The 19,555-nt window shown below is 44.3% G+C and carries 14 protein-coding genes and 1 tRNA gene; 1 reads left to right on the forward strand and 14 read right to left on the reverse strand.

All coding sequences use genetic code 11. From position 1 onward, the window contains the following. Positions 1–160: 160 nt before the first annotated feature. The 14 genes from A3CY_RS0107760 to A3CY_RS0107820 all read right to left on the reverse strand — a co-directional run bounded on the left by A3CY_RS0107760 (position 161) and on the right by A3CY_RS0107820 (position 19,035). The gene (locus tag A3CY_RS0107760; RefSeq protein ID WP_018337345.1) at positions 161–418 is read right to left on the reverse strand and encodes a hypothetical protein; all 258 of its coding nucleotides are present in this window, start codon (positions 416–418) and stop codon (positions 161–163) included. A gap of 30 nt (positions 419–448) precedes the next feature. Then, positions 449–604, reverse strand: a complete 156-nt coding sequence (locus A3CY_RS22910) for a hypothetical protein (RefSeq protein WP_018337346.1) — start codon at positions 602–604, stop codon at positions 449–451. A gap of 12 nt (positions 605–616) precedes the next feature. After that, a complete protein-coding gene (locus A3CY_RS0107770; protein WP_155828215.1) occupies positions 617–916 on the reverse strand; it encodes a hypothetical protein in 300 nt (99 codons plus the stop codon). Between the two features lie 75 nt (positions 917–991). Next, on the reverse strand, positions 992–3,286 hold the full coding sequence (locus tag A3CY_RS0107775; protein ID WP_018337348.1) for a Gldg family protein: 2,295 nt from the start codon (positions 3,284–3,286) through the stop codon (positions 992–994). Between the two features lie 24 nt (positions 3,287–3,310). Further along, the gene (locus A3CY_RS0107780) at positions 3,311–4,231 is read right to left on the reverse strand and encodes an ABC transporter ATP-binding protein (RefSeq protein ID WP_018337349.1); all 921 of its coding nucleotides are present in this window, start codon (positions 4,229–4,231) and stop codon (positions 3,311–3,313) included. 27 nt (positions 4,232–4,258) lie between these two features. Continuing rightward, a complete protein-coding gene (locus A3CY_RS0107785; protein ID WP_018337350.1) occupies positions 4,259–6,853 on the reverse strand; it encodes a zinc-dependent metalloprotease in 2,595 nt (864 codons plus the stop codon). A 32-nt stretch (positions 6,854–6,885) separates the two neighbouring features. Then, positions 6,886–9,543, reverse strand: a complete 2,658-nt coding sequence (locus A3CY_RS0107790) for a zinc-dependent metalloprotease (RefSeq protein WP_018337351.1) — start codon at positions 9,541–9,543, stop codon at positions 6,886–6,888. 223 nt (positions 9,544–9,766) lie between these two features. After that, positions 9,767–11,341, reverse strand: a complete 1,575-nt coding sequence (locus A3CY_RS0107795) for a PKD-like family lipoprotein (RefSeq protein ID WP_018337352.1) — start codon at positions 11,339–11,341, stop codon at positions 9,767–9,769. A gap of 15 nt (positions 11,342–11,356) precedes the next feature. Next, the gene (locus A3CY_RS0107800) at positions 11,357–12,052 is read right to left on the reverse strand and encodes a DUF4843 domain-containing protein (protein WP_018337353.1); all 696 of its coding nucleotides are present in this window, start codon (positions 12,050–12,052) and stop codon (positions 11,357–11,359) included. A gap of 10 nt (positions 12,053–12,062) precedes the next feature. Next, entirely contained in the window at positions 12,063–13,556 is a 1,494-nt protein-coding gene (locus tag A3CY_RS0107805; RefSeq protein ID WP_018337354.1) for a RagB/SusD family nutrient uptake outer membrane protein, read from the reverse strand. An 18-nt stretch (positions 13,557–13,574) separates the two neighbouring features. Beyond that, entirely contained in the window at positions 13,575–15,539 is a 1,965-nt protein-coding gene (locus A3CY_RS22915; RefSeq protein ID WP_018337355.1) for a TonB-dependent receptor domain-containing protein, read from the reverse strand. Between the two features lie 9 nt (positions 15,540–15,548). Next, entirely contained in the window at positions 15,549–17,003 is a 1,455-nt protein-coding gene (locus A3CY_RS22920; RefSeq protein WP_018337356.1) for a SusC/RagA family TonB-linked outer membrane protein, read from the reverse strand. Positions 17,004–17,165: 162 nt separating this feature from the next. Further along, positions 17,166–18,329: a FecR family protein gene (locus tag A3CY_RS20530; protein ID WP_018337357.1), complete on the reverse strand. Its 1,164-nt coding sequence runs from the start codon at positions 18,327–18,329 to the stop codon at positions 17,166–17,168. Positions 18,330–18,453: 124 nt separating this feature from the next. Then, complete coding sequence (locus tag A3CY_RS0107820) at positions 18,454–19,035, reverse strand: RNA polymerase sigma factor (protein ID WP_018337358.1); 582 nt, start codon at positions 19,033–19,035, stop codon at positions 18,454–18,456. A 220-nt stretch (positions 19,036–19,255) separates the two neighbouring features. Between A3CY_RS0107820 and A3CY_RS0107825 the strand changes: the two genes are divergently transcribed. Next, positions 19,256–19,332: transfer RNA gene (locus tag A3CY_RS0107825), tRNA-Asn, on the forward strand. Positions 19,333–19,555: the final 223 nt, after the last annotated feature.

Below are 19,555 nucleotides of genomic sequence, written 5' to 3' on the forward strand. Positions count from 1 at the left end.
TGGATAAAACTTGTCGCCATCCAATAGGGCTTTCCATTATCCGAACAAATATATTCGACGATATGACTTGTCGCATCCCATACTCATCTTCAAGCATTACATTAGCAGTTATTACGGCAATCCCAACATTCACAGGCTTTGCCCCCATAAATTTCAAAATTCACCCGAATATATTATTCGTTAAACTATAAAAATTGATTTCAACTACATTTACTACAAACGGATCACTTGATATATACCACCTATTTATCACTCTATATCCATTTGTATTAACAGTTAATTCTGTTTCATGTGTAGCACCTTGATACATCTCCACAGTTGTTTCGGAAGGCGTAATACTCTGTGCTATAGAAGTATTTATTCCCCCAAAAGTCATGATAAAAAAGCACATGACTACCATTAATATTTTAATTTTCATAATACTTATTTTGATGGTTAAAGATAAACGTCACTTATTTTTTCCTTGTTGCTTGCTCTTCACTTCTTCTTTTATTTCGACTCCATTTTTATCTGTCACCGTAATTTTACGAGAAGCTAATTCTTCTTTACCGTTTCGATAATAGTACTTAATGTTATATATCGTCGTTTTTTCCGGTTTAACCACGAACGTGTATTTTCAGTTTTTGATATCTCGAGGCGTGACTTTGTAGACCAAAGTATCAAAAACAATTTTTTCTACTAATTCCGGGTTCCAAGCCACCTCAACGGTAAGCGGGGTTCCTTTTTGAATTATAGACTCTTTAATTTTCATCATCTTACCCCCATTCAGAAAGATTATCTTAGACATCCATGTTTCTTTCGTAGAAGTTACTTCTTGAATTACTTTTTTTCGGGAAGTAGTATCCTTCGATTGAGCGTTTACTTCTGTTACCACATAGCATAATAACACTACAAATAATAAACTATACTTTTTCATAATACAAATTTTAAACGTGCAAAATGCAGAATTGAAATTCTTTTTCATTTTCAATTCTGCATTTTCAATTATTTATCATCTTCCTCTCCGGCGTACCCAGATAAAGATAGCGAAGAATGCCAGAATACCCGGCAGGATACCCATCAACACGATTTTCCAATAGTACATACCATCCATTCCGAGGCGTACAGCATTATCGGGAGGCGTGGGACGACGAACATCGATCGGCACTTCCTCCTCCGAAAGCCAAAAGAATGAACCGGAGATGAGAGAGTAATTGGCTGCCGGAACATCTTTCCGACCTATACTGATCTCCCCGTTGCTCAAACAATCAGCATCACCGAGGATAAGGATACGTTGTTCTTTATCCCCAACCTGACGGGACAATGCCAACACCGTGGGATAGGAACGTTCCACTTCTCCCACGGCAGGATTCATGCGGACAGTATCATCCAGAAAGTCGGTCGTTTCCACTTCGTTCCAACTGCCAATAGTGTCACTCACGAAAAGCGGAGTTACCTGGAATCCTTTATCCTCCGTGTATTCCAAAGCCGTACTTCCAGGCATAGTTACCACGTATTCCCTTCGATAAAGCGTTTCGAAAACATAAGCAATGTCCTTCGCCTCCTTTGTAGGGCGGGCAATGATGAAATCCGGATCGAAATTCTCGCTCGTTTTCACCAAACGTCCCGGTAAGAATTTCACCCCAAACGACTCGACAATCGGGTTCATGACCTCTTGGCGACGAGGTTCTCCGGCAATGACTAAATTACCTCCACGGGCAACATAAGCATCCAGATGCTCCTTTTCCCGTGCGGTCAACCCGTGACGCATATCAGCAATCACCATGATATTCACGTTCTCAGGCACGGGCTTGTCGAGGGTCAACTCCATGAAGTCGAAACCCTGATTTATCAACGAGTAGCGGTAAGGCTTATCCTGCGCGAAACGATTGTAATCCCGGTCGCCTTCCCGAATACAATCCCGTTCGCCGTGCCCTTTCACGAACCCAACCAAGGGTAACTCCATCACCAATCGCTTGAATGCTGCCGAAATCTCCGTCTCGAAAGGGAAACGCTGTATATCATCAAATATACGCAAGAAAGTTTTCTCCCCGTTTTCCCGTTCGAGCAGACGCACGAAACGATTACCCTCGGGCTCAAGGTCAACGATTTTCTTCACGTCCTCCGGTCGCATGAACAGATTGGAATCCAAATCCCATATCTGGGCTCGTTTCAACATCCGCTCCCGGTCGGACAGATTCGGGTAAGCCCGATCCAATTCAGGATTTTTCGCCTTATCGTAATAATAAATATACTTCATCGTGATCTCCGGCTTAAAACGGGTGTACATTCTGAAACGCCGAAGATCGTCATTCACGTTCCGCGGTAACCCCGCCCAGTAATTTTCCTCCAGAATATTCACGAACGTAGTGATCGTCAGCTTTCCGTCCATCCGAGCCACGATATCCTGGCTATTAGGCGTCAGCGTGCGCATCTTCGTGTGGGTAGCATCGTAAAATGACATAAAATGAGGACGGGACGTGATGTACCCCATGAGCATCGCCGCCATAACGACTCCGGCATATTTTCCCCACGTCACCGCCCAGGAAGTTCTCTGACGCCGTCCTTGCAGGCGGATGATGGAAAGCATCAGAAAAAGCACGATTACAATTAAAAAATACAAGACATCTTCACTACATATCAATCCCCGGATAAATTCGTCCGCACGCCCACCGATCGCCAACCAGTAGGTAATATCCCGGACGAACTCGATATCCTGCCACATCCCTTTCACATAGTTCAACACGGCAAGCATTGCCAGAGTGCCCATCGCCGCCACGACTTGATAAGAAGTGACACTCGACATAAACAACCCGATAGCGGCGTAAGCACACAATAACAAGTAAAGCCCCAGGAGTCCCGAAAGCATCGCCGGGAAATCGGCATTCTCCACCGCACAGGCGGCAAAAATCATGTATATAAACAATATCCCTGCCAGCACGAGCCCGTAAATCATCATAGAAAGATATTTCCCAAGGATAATCTGCACGTTCGTCACCGGCGAGGAGTACAGCAGCTTGATGGAGCCACTGCTCAACTCCCGGCTCATTAAACTCATCGTCAACAGGGGTATGTAAAGGTAGAGATATTGTTGCATCTGAGTGAACAATCCCCGCATACCGCCGAACGTGCCCTCCGTCACGCTCCACAAGCGGTAGCCAAGTGACTGGCTACGGACGTAACTCCCGAGCATATCAGTAAACGCCATGCTCGCCTGGAAAGTAAAAATCACCAGGATAAGCCACGCCACGGGTGAATAGAACAGGGTTTGCAATTCCGTGCGGGCTATTTTATATATTGTCTTCATTTTCTTGTCTGTTTATTAAGTGATTTACTTCTTTGATAACTCGGCAAAAACAGAGTCCATCGAACTCTTCTCTACCTGGATACCCGTCAACCTCCACCCCCGCGCCACGCTGGTTTCCACGATACGTTCCGTAACCTCGGTAGCATCAGTAAAACGCACCCGATAATTCTTGCCGCCCAGCTCCTCGACGCCCAGCACCCCATCCAACGCTTTCAATTCTTCCGGCGCCGGTGCATTGACAAGGGAAACGATAAGAGTGTCAGGCACTATATAGTTATCGAAGTCATCCACCGTTCCGGCAAACACGAGTTGCCCTTCCTCAATCATCCGGATATAGTCGCACGTGACCTGTACCTCAGACAGGATATGTGTAGACAAGATCACCGTACGTTCTTCCGCGATTTCCTTGATCAAGTGGCGAATTTCCACGATCTGGTTCGGGTCGAGCCCGTTCGTCGGTTCATCCAGCACGACAAAATCGGGGTTATGGATAATCGCTTGCGCGATACCCAGCCGCTGTTGGTATCCTCCGGAAAGATTACGTATCAGGCGATGGCTAAAATGCGATATTCCGCAACGCACCATAACATCCCGAACTGCCCTGGGAATCTCTTTCCCCGGCATCAAGCGCATATTCGCGCAATGGATAAGGTACTCCTCAACGGTTAAGTCGGTATGCAAAGGTGGCTTTTGGGGGAGAAACCCAAGGTGCTTTTTCGCTTCCACCGGGTTCTCCCGCAAATTGATTCCCTTGATCCAAACATCTCCTTGCGTTTGCTTCAACACCCCGCAAATAATATTCATCGTGGTCGATTTCCCGGCGCCGTTAGAGCCGAGCAGGCCGTAAATACCATTCCTGGTGATCTCGAAGTTTATATCCCGTATCGCCCACTGGATGCTGTAACGATGGGATAAGTTTTCCACTCTAATAATTGGTTCTTCCATACGTAATTTAATTATTCATACAATACATTATTTGTTATCTAGCATCTTCTTGATCTTGTAGAGCAGATACTCGTAGTGCAGGCGGGTATCCCCGCTACTCTTTGCCACGGCGGTGTTCAGCAAATCCCGTACACGGAACAGCATATTGAAATAGTGGTCGACAGGCACGCAATTACCCGGCATGATTACCCGCGTATTGGGCGAGAACCCATTTCTCTCGCCTGTCAGCACTTTCTCCGGGAACCAGTAAGAATTTCGCATCATTCGTTCCACCTCTCGGCGGTCGATGCCCGGTAATTCCGAGAGTTCGCTCTCCACCAATCCCTTGCGAGGCGTAAAATTCCCCGCCGTGGTGGTTATCGTTGACGAGGCGACCACGCTTCCCAAGAAATCCCGCTGCAAATCCATCTCGTACTTTTTCAAGGGACGGTTTTTGATCGTACCTTCCCACACGGCATTATAAATATCGTCCATGTATTCCTTCACGGAATAATCCCCGCCTTTCTCTGCCCCTAGAGCTACGTACTTTATCCTGAAAGTCAACGTACCCAGGATAAAGCCGCGAATCTGGTCTTCCATCGAGTTCCGGATTTCCAATTTGCGCTCCACGTCCTTGTTATCGAGCCACGAAAGGTCTTTCGCCAATTCCACCATGTATTTCAATGCCGCTTTCTGAGTGGCACGGGGTACCACGACGTAAGCGGGTACATTCTCGTCAGAGAAAGCCTCCTGCTGGTAGAATCCCCCGAGGTTAACAGAAAGATCATTAATCCGTTTCCGCAACTGGTAACCCAAGGCATTATACATCAGTGCACGCTTCCGTGTATCCGTATCCTCATCGGCATACCACTCGAAGAAATACCGAAGGGATAATTTCAGGTTATTGACGGCATACTGCAAGGACTTCAGGTGATCGTCACCCAAGTCCCCGGCAAACGAAGTGGGATCGTAATAATAATAAGGCATTTTCCCGTAGCGGAGATTCGGGTTACCCCGTCCCGCCTTGATCCAACTATCCAGCGTCACGAGTTCATCCCACGGGGTATTCGCCTGGAAGATCGGCTTATACAGCCAACCGATGGCATAATAATCATACTCTCCCAACCCCTTGGGTGTCATGCGTACCCCTCGTTCCGGGTCACCTGGCTGGGCAATATAATTGCAAGGCACGTTGTCCATGATCGATGGGCTCAAGCCATATTCCCGCGTAAAAGCGGGAGAACGTAAAGAATCAACCGGGTAAGCACCGGAAGCTCCCGCGTTATAAAGGAGCCCAAGGTTGATCCCCGTCTCCCGCATCACGGTAGTCCGAATCAGATCGCCTACCATTTCTTCCGGTAAAAAAGCCCGCCTCACACCCGGATCTGCAGCCATTGTAGTTAATTTCCGGTCGTTTTGCAAACCAGACACCATCCCGTCGTAGAGATAAAGGGAAGCATTCAGTATCTCGCCTGTCCTCGGGTCTATATGCATGGAACTCTGCATATCCAACCACAGGGGCGCATAGCGAATGGTTGAATACTTTATATTGTTGGCGTCAAAATCGGGGTCATCAGACGGAAAGTCAACGACACGCACTACATTCTTGAAACCGATAGCCTCAAACGCCTCGTTCCACGCCTCGACACCTTCTTTCACATACTTTTTCCATGCCCCCGGCATCAACGAATCCATGTAGAAGACAATCGGTTTCCGGGGTTCAACAGATTCTCCCCGGTTATAAGCCGCCACATCTGTCGGTTCCAGACGCCAGCGTTTCGTGTAATGGGTCTGCTCCAAAGGTTTCTTCTCGTCCGGGAAATGGGACACCCGTGTAAAAGCAACCCCTAGACGGGGATCGGCAAAACGGGGCTTCATCGGCTTCTCGGGCAATTGCAAAAGAATTTTATTAACCGTTACCGACACTTTCACGTCACCAGGTGTAATCTTAAAAGCCCCAAACAAGTATTGGTTCTCCACGAAACCCAATTCGCACTGCACGGCGATGTTATTGTCAAAGGCTTTCACGTCTTTCAGGAAGGAACACTCCTTCTTGAAATTGTGCTCACGGGCTATATACCCGTAGAATGAATTGGCAGCGTAAGGAGCAAAGGGAGTCGTATACGGGGAATACTCCATAAATAGAGAGGTCATGTCTACGACGATTGCACTGCTATCCGGTGTAAAAGCTAAAACTTTGAACATGGCGTAAATTCCACCGGCATTCGCCTGTTCAATCGCTTCGTCGATATTCCGCCGAGTGCTGTTGTTCAGAGGTTTATCGATTAACGAGATTCGAGCATGCAAAAACGAATCCAAACGGGTAAAACGAAGCGGTAAAGAATAACCGGCAAACTGCCCGACTACCCCTTCTCCATTATCGCTAATATCTTCGATAGAAGAAACAAGCATCATATCCTTTCCTAACAGGTTGACAGGAAATTCAACGTATACCTTATCCTTCCACTTATGCACAGTCATTATCCCCCGGGCGGTCTTCATCGTCTTGCCCTTGAAGAGCTTGTCGTAAGGGGTTTGTTGTTCTACTTTCCGGGATTCCTGTTTCTTCTTCCTTGCCATTAACTGATTGCAAAAACCGAACAAGAAAAGGGATACCCACACGAGATATATGATTCTTTTCATACTATTCTTTTTTAATATTCTCTGATGGCAGATTATTTAAACGCTTGTTCCAATTTGTATAGTAACAGGCGATAGTGTTGGCGAGTATCCTCTGACCCCGTGTTCACCTTGCCCTTGATCAAAGACTGTATCTTCCTCAACATATCGAAATACAAATGATCCAAAGGTTCGACTACTATGTTAGTATTGACATTCACCCAGTAGCCGAATCCCTGCCGTTCGATATTTCCGGGCAAAGTTGTCACCGGAACCGCCTCCCGGCAAACAGCAACGGCTTCCCGGTTCGAGAACACTCCCATCCATTCAGCAGGCAGTATGCCATAACGTTCCCGGCTATAAGCTTTCACGGGTTCGGGCACCTCGATCATCCGGCTAGCGGACACCACGGAGAACGGATCTCCAGACATTCCTTTCTTCGCCACGCCGGAGAACAACATCACGTTAGATAATAGTTTCATTTGCAAGTTCTTCTCGGATACCGTCAACGTCCTTCCTTTCCGGGTTGGGGCAAACACAAAATCCTGCACGTCAGCCAAAAACTCCCGAGGTGTATATGTTTCCGCATTCTCGTCCTTTACGGCACTCAATGCAACCGATCCCAGGCGGGACATTACTGCCCCAAATATTTTATCTTCCAACTCGGTAGATATATTGCTCATCAATCCCCATTGAGCCTGCATTCCGGGAGCATTCAACCAATCCATATTCCCGAGCTGCCCCAGCAAAAAACGAAGAGCCCTTTGCTGTTTCTCTTTCGGCACGACGGCGTAACTCGGCAGAGCATCCCCGTCATAGCGTTCGTTGAGATAAAGCCCGCCGATGTTCAGCAACACGTGGTTCACGTAACGCACGTACTGGTACACGATTTCATTATACATCCCCTGGCGGAAAGTGTAATCCGAGTCATCCTTCTCTACCCAATCACTCATATTGGCAAGCACGTACTGCAAATTTTTCACCCCGTAGGTAGACGACTTGATAGCATCATCGCCCAAATCCTCCTCCACGGAACTCGGATCGAAACGAGAGAATATCTGTTGTTTCCCGTAACGATACACCGGGTCACCCGATTTCTCGGCAATCCATCGATTTAACGTAGGCACCTCCTCTTTGGCATTTCGTGCGTCCAACAAAGGAGTATACAGCCATTTGATAGCGTACAGGTCGTACACGCCCAAATCCGGCGGTGTCAGCTTTACGCCCCGTTCCTTATCACCGGGCTGTGCCACGTAATTGTTTCGGGCATAATCCATGATCGAATAGGTCGTCCCGTATTTTCGTGTGAACGACGGGGAACGCAAGGAATCCGTCGGGATAGCTGCCGAACCGGACATATTGTGCATCAATGCTAGACAGTGCCCTACCTCGTGAGCTACCACGTAGCGGATACAACTTCCCAAGGTTTCCTCGTCAAACATCACTTTGCGCACGTCGGGGTCAGCAGGAGAAGTTTGCAAGAAACGCCAGTCCTGTACCAACTTCACCAGATTATGGTACAGGTAAACAGAAGCATTTAATATTTCACCTGTCCGGGGATCAGTCCACGAGGGACCCATGGCATTCTGCACGGGAGAAGGCGAATAGCGCACACACGAATATTTCAAGTTATCGGGATCAAACTCGGGATCATCCGCGGGAAAATCTCTTGCCAAGATGGCATCCTTGAACCCAATCGCCTCGAAAGCCTTCTGCCATTCCTCTACACCGGCTTTAATATACTTTCTCCAACTTTCAGGGAAAGCGTTGTCCACGTAAAACACGATCGGCTGTTTCGGCTCAACCAATTTTCCTTGCCTGTAAGCCGCCTCATCGACAGGTTCCAAACGCCAGCGATTCGCGTAATACCTCGTTTCCACGCCCTTGTTCTCGTGGCTGAAAGCAGACCTGTTGCTGTAAAATATTCCGATACGGGGATCTGCAAAACGAGGACGCATGGGCTTCTCCGGCAACAGGACAAAACTACGCGTCAGCACTGCCGTGAACGGCAATTTATATATATAATAATACCTCCCGTCACGCACGTTCACCTCGTAACTCAAAGAAGATTGTACGCTCACGTTGTCCGCGAAAGCCTTGACTTTTCCTAGCTGGGACTTATCTTTCTTAAATTCCTTCACGATCCAGCGTCCTTGTCCCAAAATCGGGGCATAAGGTGAGAACGGGGTCATCAGTTCATTATCTGCCAAAAAGAATTCGCTCACGTCAATCACGACAGCCGTACTATCGGGATTGTAAGCCAAGATACCGAAATTATGCATCACAGCAGGGCGGGTACTCTCGGCAATACGCTGCCGAAGACTTTCCACCTCTGTTTCGTACGGGATATTTACCTGCCGCAGGCTAATAATAGAGTCTGTCCGGGTAAATACCACGTGTAACGGATCGGTCGGTTTCTCCCCGACACTCCCGAACCAATTGCTCGTGGTCTCCGAAATCGTGGAGCCTAACAGCATATCCCGATTCAATAATTCGAGAGGAATCTCGAAATACACTTTATTGTCTGTCTTGTGAATCGTCATCAATCCCTTTACCGTTTCACATTTCCCTTTAAATAACTTCTCGTAAGGAGTTTCCTTCTTTATCTCTTTGCCTTTGTCGGCAGTTTTCTTTTTTCTTGCTAACGCATCATTCCCACCCCCAAGAACACACAACACAACCAGCAAGAAAGAAATCCGAATTGATTTACTCATAATTCTTTCGTTTAAATTTCACACGTGATATTAATTTTAAAACACACAACACCCCTTAACTTGTTTTTATGACAAGTCAAGAACAAAAGTTGCCCGAAAAGCGTCTTTAACTCGTTTATCATTCTGAATGCGGTAACATCTCCTGCTCAAAGCCTTGCGACAAGAGATGCTTCGCAGTGCTTAGCATGACAAACGATACTTTTCGGACAGCCTCATTTCTAAATTATTGATAACGATCAAACACTAGATTATAATAACCACCCCACTTCCAACTAACACTCTTTATATCCCCAAGACCGTGTACCCGATGCAATATTCCCGTTTCTCCCGGATGTGCAGCTCCTAATATTTCAGGATTAATCGCATCACAGATATAAAATCTTCCGTCATTCAATGCCACTCCCACTCTTGTACAATCGGCATCTTGCATAATATGGGTAATTCTGGCTCCATTGCCGAAATCCGTGTATTCTTTCACAACTTTCGTATTCACATCGTAGAAATACAATTTACTACCTTCTCCAAAATACAGATAACCAGACAAACGAAGCCTCCAGTACACGGTATTATCAGAAACTAAACTGTTCCCGGCAAATACTTCCTGCGTAGCATCGATTATAGTACGCGTCTCGTAATTTCCATTTAACATAAATGACTGATATATATATTCTCCTGTACTTGCATTTTTGACTATCGTCACGAAATTCTTGCCATCAGTGTGGTCACCGCAATAAATCAATTTATTGTCTCCCAAATTCAACAAATCCATGAATGTATTCGGATCATTCGTGTTTATTATATCCAATTTGGCACCTAAATAACTATTCCCGGAACTATAACTGGTATAACACCCCACAAGCCGATTATTCAATTCATCATGCAACAAAATACAATTAGATTTATTTGTGCTCACATCAAAAACCTTTGATATTTTAGAACCTCCACCCGGGAAATACACCGGTATATCCATAAAATACGCCTCGTGATGCATTGCTGAAGAATTCTGATTCCGCCTCCAGTAAATATTTCCGTTCAATCCTATGGCAAAATCGCAATATCCCCCGCGACAAAAAGCCATGGGTTCAAACCCGGTAGGATAAGCAGCTCCCTGGAATTCATCCCGCAATTCAAGCACCTTTCCCAAATTATCTCCATTCAACACGGTAGCATATCCTCCCTCCTGTATGACAACAACCTCATCCTCGGTATTATCCATCGTGTACGCCGTAACGGATAATAAATTGGCATTGGGCAAAGGAGAGCCCGGTTGCAAATCCGAATACAAGTCTGGAAAATCCGACCAGAAATAATGTGTTTTATTATCATCATCTTTCCAAGAATCTCTCCGGATATAATTAATTGCCGGTTTACCGTCTTTCATACTACCAATTATCCAACCGACCATATAAGGCGATTTTATCGTAACATTAGCAGAATAACGACTTACCACCCCCGTTGCCTTTTCCGTAACAAAAAGATAATAATTGAATGTCCCACATTCGTCCGGTACATATATCAAATTTCTTTCCCTGGAAATAGTATCTCCCGACCAAGTCTGTTTCCACACAAATTCAAAAGCTGCATCCGAAGTATCCCGATCAGGATATTTCCACGTAAAATCCATAACAAGTTTCAACGTATCTCCCAAGATTATTGAAGATTTGGACAATGAACTCACCAATGCCATCTTTTCTATTTGGTTATAATCAACCAAATCGTAATTCCCTTTATCTTCATAGCAGGCCATTAACAAGCATATAAATGCCCATAATGAAATAATTATTACTTTCAATTTCATAACAAACGTTTTTAATTATCCACCAATTAATTTGACTTGCATCTCTGTCCCATCATCTTCCAGTACCGGAGTTTTATTATCTTTCTCCTTCAACAAATAATTCTTGAAGATAATCGTGTAATAGCGTAGTTCATTGGCATCACTCGGGTCAAGATCGGCTTTTCCAGTTTCCTGAATAAATAAACGATATTTCTTATCCGAGTAATCTCCCAAATAACTACTAGTCACAGTTGAATTCCACCAATCCGGCTTTGCAATCACGTTCGATGTATAAATAATATTTCCCAAACAATTGGATTGCCCCAACATAAAATCATCGGTTTCAGCCAATCGTATAGTAAGCTTCTTCGCTTGTTGACTAATATCCGGTGTTTTGATAAAAGTGATCCAACAAGTATCAATCACTGTCCCCGCTTTCATAATAAAATTTGTCGGTAAAATATACGAATCATCATTCGCATTTGTGAATTCCTCTGCCACAACGATCTTGTATGCACGATCTTGTTGTGAAGGTAACCCGATAACTTCCACTAAAACAGGAAAATCCAATTGATTATCATTTGGGTAAGCAAGAAAAGAACAAGTAGAAGAATCCACGAGATTTTTCACAAACTGTACGTAGTTGCCATCCCGATAAACCATAATATCATCCCGCTGGCATGACAATAGAATCAGGAATAAAGCAATCGCTAATAAATATACTTTTTTCATAATGTCCTAATTAAAATTGATAATCAGTTTCACTCTGTGGCAATGGCATTGTCCAATTCTTCGGCTCCATCGTGATATTAGAACTCCCGTTGTAAATATTCCGATTCAATCGTTTGAACATGAAGAATGTCTGACCGGAAGTCAAGGTTTCCCGAATAATATCATAGACCAATTTCTCTTTCAAATCCTCCGGATAGATGGTCTCAGGAAGTGCGGCTTTAGCCCCGCGATTACGTCGCAACGTGTTAAACAATGTCACCGCTTCCGGAATACGATTCTTGTCGATCAAATACTCTATCATAATATGATACATCTCCGGAAAACTGATCACCGGCAATAACGGTCCTTGATTCGTCGCAAGATTCGTCGCATTATAACTCGAGCCTACCGGTCTGATCCATGTCAGGTAACGCTGGAACCCATACCGGTTATACCACCCCACTTTCCGGTAATCATCCTCATCTCCGGCAAATAAATGATCGATATTTTTCATCCTGAACATATAGTTACTAGTTCCGATTCGTGCTTCCCACTGATCATAGTTATTGTTATTTGAAAAACACAACAGAATCTCTTCCGGTCTCTTGGTATGAATATATTCCACACTTGAAATCGAACCTTGATAAGAGGCACTTGTCCACCGAAACCAATTTCTGGTATGGAAACTATAAATAATCCGGGCATTCTCGTACGCCATATCTTCATCCCCGTTATACATATACATACGTGCCAATAATGCCGTAGCACCCCAGAAATTCATGCGACATCCCCGGTAACTCATAAACTCATTTGGCGGGGCAGACGACCACGAATTGCTTTGCCGAATCCGGCTTGTCATAGAACTACACCAGGAACGGCAAAAAACAGTATCCACTTCCGCCAGCATCGTCTTCGCCTTTTCCATATCCCGAATAATAAGCGACATGACTTCACTTGCCTCCCTATGCTTCGGCTGATAATCCGGGTACATTTCCACATAAGGCATTTTCCCGGATAATCCCGTAATGGGTGCCGGACAATAGAATCGGAACATCTCGAAATGCAATAAAGCGCGTACGCCGTACATCTCCCCTAGAATCATATCCCGTTCCGTCTTCCCGACCTCAAAAAAACTCGTGTCTTTGGCTTCAACCTGTTGAATGATGTTATTACACGTTGAAATCACGTTAAAAGCCTTCTTCCACATCGTCTCGGAAATCTCTTCCACGGAGGAATTCTCCCAGTTAAACTGGGCGCCATAATACAAACCCGTAGGTAGATAACTGGTTGATGAGGTCTGATAATTATGCCCCAAAGCACTGGCAAATCCCCACATCAAATTATACCCATATAATCCGCTACCGGATAACTCCCGATAGACTCCGTTCACAGCCATCCTCACCCCCTTATAATCCGCGAACAACTCGTCTTCAACAACAACATTATCGGAGGTAACGTCCAAGAAGTCATCACAGGCACTCAACAGTCCCATTGACAATAACAATATAATCCATATCTTTCTCATAATATTCCTTTCATTATTTTAGAAACCGGCACTCAGTGAAAAATTAAAGGTACGCGCAAACGGATAGGACAAGCCCATCTCTCGTTTAATCGTCGAAAAAGTAGCCACATCCTTCATGTTGAATTGCAATCTCAAAGAAGTGAACCCGATCTTATCGAGTAACTCGCGATTGAAATCGTATGACAAAGTCAAAGAATTAAAGGTCACGTAGTTATTTTTCTGCACGAACCGGGAAGTCGAACGGGTAATATAATACCTATCCTTCAATGCTTTCAAGGGGGTCACGTCACCTACATTCTGCCAACGTTCCGTCCACACTCGTTTATCAGCATTATAATTGTTCAAGTTTGCATTCTCCACGTTATCCAGCAACGTTTTATTATATTTATCTCCTCCGAAAGAATACAAAAACGTCGTGTATAAAGAAATGTTCTTGTAACGGAAATTCAAACCGAACGCACCCTCTCCCCATGGATCTTCATTCCCGATCTTCTGCTGTTCGTCCGAAGACCATGTATAGGTAATCGTTCCATCCCGTTTTTGGAAAACTTCCCTACCATTCGCCGGATTAATACCTAAAGATTTCATCCCATAAATCGTGTTGGTAGAATTTCCCTCCTCGTACTTCATAATCGGCGTGGCATACACTTTATTCGATTCGGCATAAATCAACAAGAATTGATTGGTAACCAGACTCTGGTCCCTGTACCCTTCATAAAACTCATCGATACGAGAATTGTACTCTTTCAATGATTCCGATATTTTCAATAGTTTATTGACATTATGGGACATATTTCCAAAAAGAATCACGTCAACATCTTTATCACTGTACACGCGTACACTCTTCAAAGCTATTTCAAACCCGCGATTCATTACCTCCCCGACATTATCCTTATACTTGGAATATCCTGATGACGACGGAATAGACACATCGTTGATCAACGACTTCGTCTTTTCATTATACACGTTAAATTCTATAACACCTCTATTCCCTACTACTCCTATTTCTGCCCCGATATTCCACGAAAACTTCTTTTGCCAAGTCAAATTAGGATTACCCAACGCCTTCGGTTTTACCCCGATACCCGTGGGATACCAGTCATCCAACATAATCTCGAAAGTATTCCTCGCCATATAAGGTTCAAAATTTGCGCTTCCGGTCTCTCCGATATTGCCCTTAATCTTAAGCATGGGAATCCAATAGAATCCATTCATAAATTCGTAATTGTGCAAGTTGATACCTGTACCGAGCGACCAGAAAGGAGCCCATTTTTTATCCGTACCGAATTGAGAAGACCCGTCGTACCGGTAAGAAGCATCGAACAAATAGATATCCTTAAAACTATAATTCAGCATCAAGAACATCCCGACCAAACGCGTTTTATTATCCGTGAATGTCGGTTTCTCCACGATTTCATAAGCATAAGCGGGTGAATCTCTTTTCGCATCCGGGAATCCGCGATATTTTGACTTCGTGTAATCATCTTTCGTCGCTTTAACGTTAAATCCCGCAGAAAAATTAAAATTATGCAGTCCCAGCGTGCGATTGTACGCCCCGAACACATTCATATTCCAATTCATTTCCTCTTTTCGTTCCTTCGCCAGATCACCTTTCTTGAACAAATCGATCCGACCGTACGTACCGGATTCCGGGTCCGTGAATTTATCCGTGTGCGAATCTTTATAACTAACTGCAAATTGTCCTTTAATCAACAGGTAATCATTGATATACCAATTCAAGGCCAAATTGTTCGTTAACTCCGAATACCCATTCTTACTGTAATTACCGATTACCGCCTCGTATAGCGGATTGTCCGACGAGCCGCCATAATTACCCCATTGTGTCGTCGTTTGCAACAATTCTCCAGTATCCGGATCCCGCCAATAGTCATATGGCTGTTTGGAAGTGTAATCTCCAAAATCTCCATAAGGAGAATCTTTAGCTTTCACGACATCATATGAAACCTGATTACGAATCTGCACTCCTTTAAATCAATAGTCTAAAGTTACTCCGGCACCCATTCTATCCCGATAAGATTTTTTCATGACTCCGTTCTCATTGTCGTAGCGTAACTCGATCCCGAAACGGATATGTTCTGCCCCTCCCTCGATATACACGCTATGCCGATGATTAATTTCCGTTCTCAAGGGCTGGGAAAGCCAATAATTATCCACGCCAATTAATACGCGATTCCGTTTTTGAAGATAATTCCACATCAACGAATTCAATTCATCTTCTGCCGAATACAATCCTTCAAATCTCCACGGCTCGAATAACCCGGCAGCCACTTCCGCTTCCAGTTTCTCTTTCGAATGCATCAAATTATAACTACTTAAATCCGGGGCTGTGATTCCCAGGTTTCCGCTGTACGAGATTCTTAATTCCCCGGGTTGCGGGGCCAAAGTTTCAACCACGATCACACCGTTTGACGCACGCGAACCATAGATAGCCGTGGCTGCAGCATCTTTCAGTATCGTAATATCCTTTACTCGTTGCACATCAAAGTCAAAAATTTTCTCGATAGATACCTCAAAACCATCCAGGATAAACACGGGCAAATTCGGGTTATTAGTTAATGCGAATTCCGATACATCGGTAGATTCCATCATATCCAACTCCTTCACGGACGGTAGTCCCGAACGTCCCCGGATATATAGTTCAGGCAATGCGTTCGGATCCGAACCCAACTCGTTATTCTTGATAATACGTAATGAAGGATCAAACACCTGCAAAGCATCCAATAAACTACGACTCGAAACTTTTAATATCTCTTCCCGGGAAACTTGTGTCGCCGATCCGGTAAAACTCGATTTCCGAATATTCGCGTAGCCCGTCACCACGACATCCTGCAGTGCAATCTTGTCCTCTTTCATCACAACTCTCAAATCTTTACGAGTTCCCCCCTTCTTTAAAGCGGCTATTTTCACGTATTCCGTTTCCATTCCCACGAATGTAAATATCAAAGTAGCCGTATCCACCGGCAACGTTATACTGAAAACCCCGTCTACATTAGTGGCAACCCCGACACTTGTCCCCTTGATCACTACCGTCACTCCCGCTAACGGTCTCTTTTTCTCATCTACCACCGTACCTTTTATCAAACGAGCCTCCCCTTTGACCACCATCGTGTCTCGGGAATGCATTTCATTTGCTTTCCGAATAATAATCAATTTGTCCTCTACGGAATAAGTCAGCCCTGTTCCCTTTAAACACTCGCGGAGAATCTCGTCGATGTCCACTGCCTTAAACCGTTTGTTCAACTTGTTGATACCCGCCACTTCGCTGTCTTTGTAGATAAAATAATAATCGCTGTGCTGGCGAATCTCTTTCATTAAATCCTCAAACGTTGCATTCTTCAAGTTAAAACTGAACACAACATGTTGCGAATGTACTGCTGCAGATAAATGCATTGCCGTACAAAAAAAGAAAAGAGTTAAAAAACGCATAGTTAATAAAATTTTTCGTACCCCCGGCGAACGGAGATAGCATTCTCGATTTTTTTTCATACATTTGTACCATTATATGATTAAACAATACCCACCCGGTTTCACCCGGTTTGGATTCATCATAAGCGGTTAGAAGTTGCACCTTCTTTCCGCTTATTTACTTTACTCTGCCTCTACCACGACGATTTTCCCTTGCACCGTAAACCGCACCCCACCCAAACTCTCAAACACGTTCAGCAAGGTTTCCGCATTCTCGTAACGTTTCAATCTTCCGGAGAATATAATATCCTTTACCCCCTCATTCTGGTAAAATACCTTGACATCATACCACTTGGATATTAGCCTCATGACATTCTCCAAACGCTGGGACTCAAATAAATATACCCCGTCTTTCCAAGACACGAACAACTCGACATCCACCTTCCGCACGTCGTTCTTCCCGCTTGCCTTATTGTAAACCAACTGCTCCGACGGATTCAACACCGTAACTTTCCCAGAAAGATCATCCACTTGCACACGCCCTTCTACCAGCGTAGTCATAATACAATTCTCTTCCCGGTATGCCCGGATATTGAATTTTGTACCCAGCGCCTTGACATCAAGCTTTCCGGCATCCACGATAAACGGACGTCTGGAATCTTTGGCCACATCAATGAAGACTTCCCCACCTACTTGTATCCTGCGTTCTTCACCTAAAAAAGTAACCGGGAAACGGATATAACTCTCTGAATTCAGCCACACTTTTGTTCCGTCATCCAAGGTGACATTATACTCCGCTCCGCGGGGAACCTGAATCGTGTTGAATACTTCTTCCGCCACAAAAATCGTATCCTCTACATTATAAGCTAAACCTCCCCCACTGTTCACGATCCGCTTGCTCCCGTCCACCAAAGCAAAGTTCTCTTGATTCAACGGCTTCGTACTCCCGTCCGACAACGTCAGGGTTGCCATCGATTTCCCCGGCAATAAAGACATTTCATTCGGATATTTCCCGAGGGAAGGATCAATCCGCCATTCCAGCAACAAGAAAGCCACCAACAAAGGCAAGATAACCACTGCCGCTACAGCAGCTGCGTATCTCCATTCGATTCGTCTTTGTTCCCGAAGGCGTCCTTTCAATTGGTCAAAATCATAATATTGCTCAAATCGACGGTAAACAGCTTCTTTATCCCGAAATGAATCCGTTCGTGTCAACTGTTGAAATACCACCCGGTGTTTCTCGGAGGTATCCAGCCATACCTTCAACTCCTCGAGTTGCTTTCCCGTGATTGAACCCTCGATATAAGCAAAAATAATATCCGCAATTTTTAAATTCTCTTCCGACATCTTTTACGATCTTTTTATCCCTATAACACGAAAAAGTATATGCCATACTATTCCCTTCCCATTTTTTTTTGAAAAAATGAATCAGATCATAAATAAATCTACCGGAAAACAATAAAAAACCAAATTAATCGGGAGAATTCACATCGACAAAATAAAAAAGAAACAACAGGAATATCTTGTCTTTCAATTTTCCCCGGAGAATTTCACGGGCACGGGCGCGTTGGTTGCGAACCGTGTTCTCCGATACATCCAAAGCCTCGGCTATCTCCGTGATCGACATATCCAACAAAGTAAGGTTGAAAACTTTCCGCATCGCCTCGGGCAATCGCTCCACCTCATTCCGAATCCGGCGATGAAGCTCTTCCTCAATCACGAAACACTCCTCCTCCTCGACAAAAGTCTCCGATACCGTGTCATTCAAGGAAACCTTCTTCACCCGGGAACGGTCACGGTTATAATTCAAACAAGCGTTTCGAACGGACAGATACATGAACGAACGCAGGGAATAAATCGCCTCGAACTTTTCCCGCCGAGTCCATACTTTTATAAATACTTCCTGCACAATATCGGCAACGGCAGCATCATCCTTAACAAACCGACTTCCAAAAGCACATAAAGCATGAAAAAACAAGCGATAAATTTCTTTTAACGCACCCTCTTTCCCTTTATTTAAATCTCGAAGTATACTCGTTTCAATATCTACCATTAGTTCCTTTCTAAGTCACACAAATATATAAAAAACCTAACACTTTTAATAGAATCAAAATAAAATACATTTGTATTCATATTTTTATAAATTCTATTTCTTTGATTTCTAAACACCTGCCAAACGGACAAAAATATTTTCAATTTTCTGGTAAATTTTCATCGAAATTATTTTGCACAATAGCACAAAACCCCTATATTTGCATCGCTTTTGAAAAAATTCCTTAGTAGCTCAGTTGGTTAGAGCGGCGGACTGTTAATCCGTAGGTCGTAGGTTCAAGTCCTACCTGAGGAGCCAAGCAAGAGAAGCCAGCAGAATGCTGGCTTTTTTCATTCCTGAGGAAAAGCAGGTGTAAACACGGTGAAATAAAGAAGAAAACAGGGAATAACTTTGCTGCAACTTCGGATCATCTTCGGTACAACTTCGCTCACGAGCGTCCATGATGCATAAATGCAACAAGAATAAAAGGCATATAATGACTTATTTGCACAGTTATACACCCTAAAATATTTGGGATTCC

Source organism: Butyricimonas synergistica DSM 23225 (assembly GCF_000379665.1).
GTDB classification, from domain to species: Bacteria; Bacteroidota; Bacteroidia; order Bacteroidales; family Marinifilaceae; genus Butyricimonas; species Butyricimonas synergistica.

Bases quoted from the DNA above. Each gene is read 5' to 3' on its own strand.
- A3CY_RS20530 (WP_018337357.1), bottom strand. From the start codon at position 18,329: ATGTCGGAAGAGAATTTAAAAATTGCGGATATTATTTTTGCTTATATC.
- A3CY_RS0107780 (WP_018337349.1), bottom strand. From the start codon at position 4,231: ATGGAAGAACCAATTATTAGAGTGGAAAACTTATCCCATCGTTACAGC.
- A3CY_RS0107805 (WP_018337354.1), bottom strand. From the start codon at position 13,556: ATGAGAAAGATATGGATTATATTGTTATTGTCAATGGGACTGTTGAGT.
- A3CY_RS0107820 (WP_018337358.1), bottom strand. From the start codon at position 19,035: ATGGTAGATATTGAAACGAGTATACTTCGAGATTTAAATAAAGGGAAA.
- A3CY_RS0107770 (WP_155828215.1), bottom strand. From the start codon at position 916: ATGAAAAAGTATAGTTTATTATTTGTAGTGTTATTATGCTATGTGGTA.
- A3CY_RS0107790 (WP_018337351.1), bottom strand. From the start codon at position 9,543: ATGAGTAAATCAATTCGGATTTCTTTCTTGCTGGTTGTGTTGTGTGTT.
- A3CY_RS0107760 (WP_018337345.1), bottom strand. From the start codon at position 418: ATGAAAATTAAAATATTAATGGTAGTCATGTGCTTTTTTATCATGACT.
- A3CY_RS22920 (WP_018337356.1), bottom strand. From the start codon at position 17,003: ATGCGTTTTTTAACTCTTTTCTTTTTTTGTACGGCAATGCATTTATCT.
- A3CY_RS0107775 (WP_018337348.1), bottom strand. From the start codon at position 3,286: ATGAAGACAATATATAAAATAGCCCGCACGGAATTGCAAACCCTGTTC.
- A3CY_RS0107785 (WP_018337350.1), bottom strand. From the start codon at position 6,853: ATGAAAAGAATCATATATCTCGTGTGGGTATCCCTTTTCTTGTTCGGT.
- A3CY_RS0107800 (WP_018337353.1), bottom strand. From the start codon at position 12,052: ATGAAAAAAGTATATTTATTAGCGATTGCTTTATTCCTGATTCTATTG.
- A3CY_RS0107795 (WP_018337352.1), bottom strand. From the start codon at position 11,341: ATGAAATTGAAAGTAATAATTATTTCATTATGGGCATTTATATGCTTG.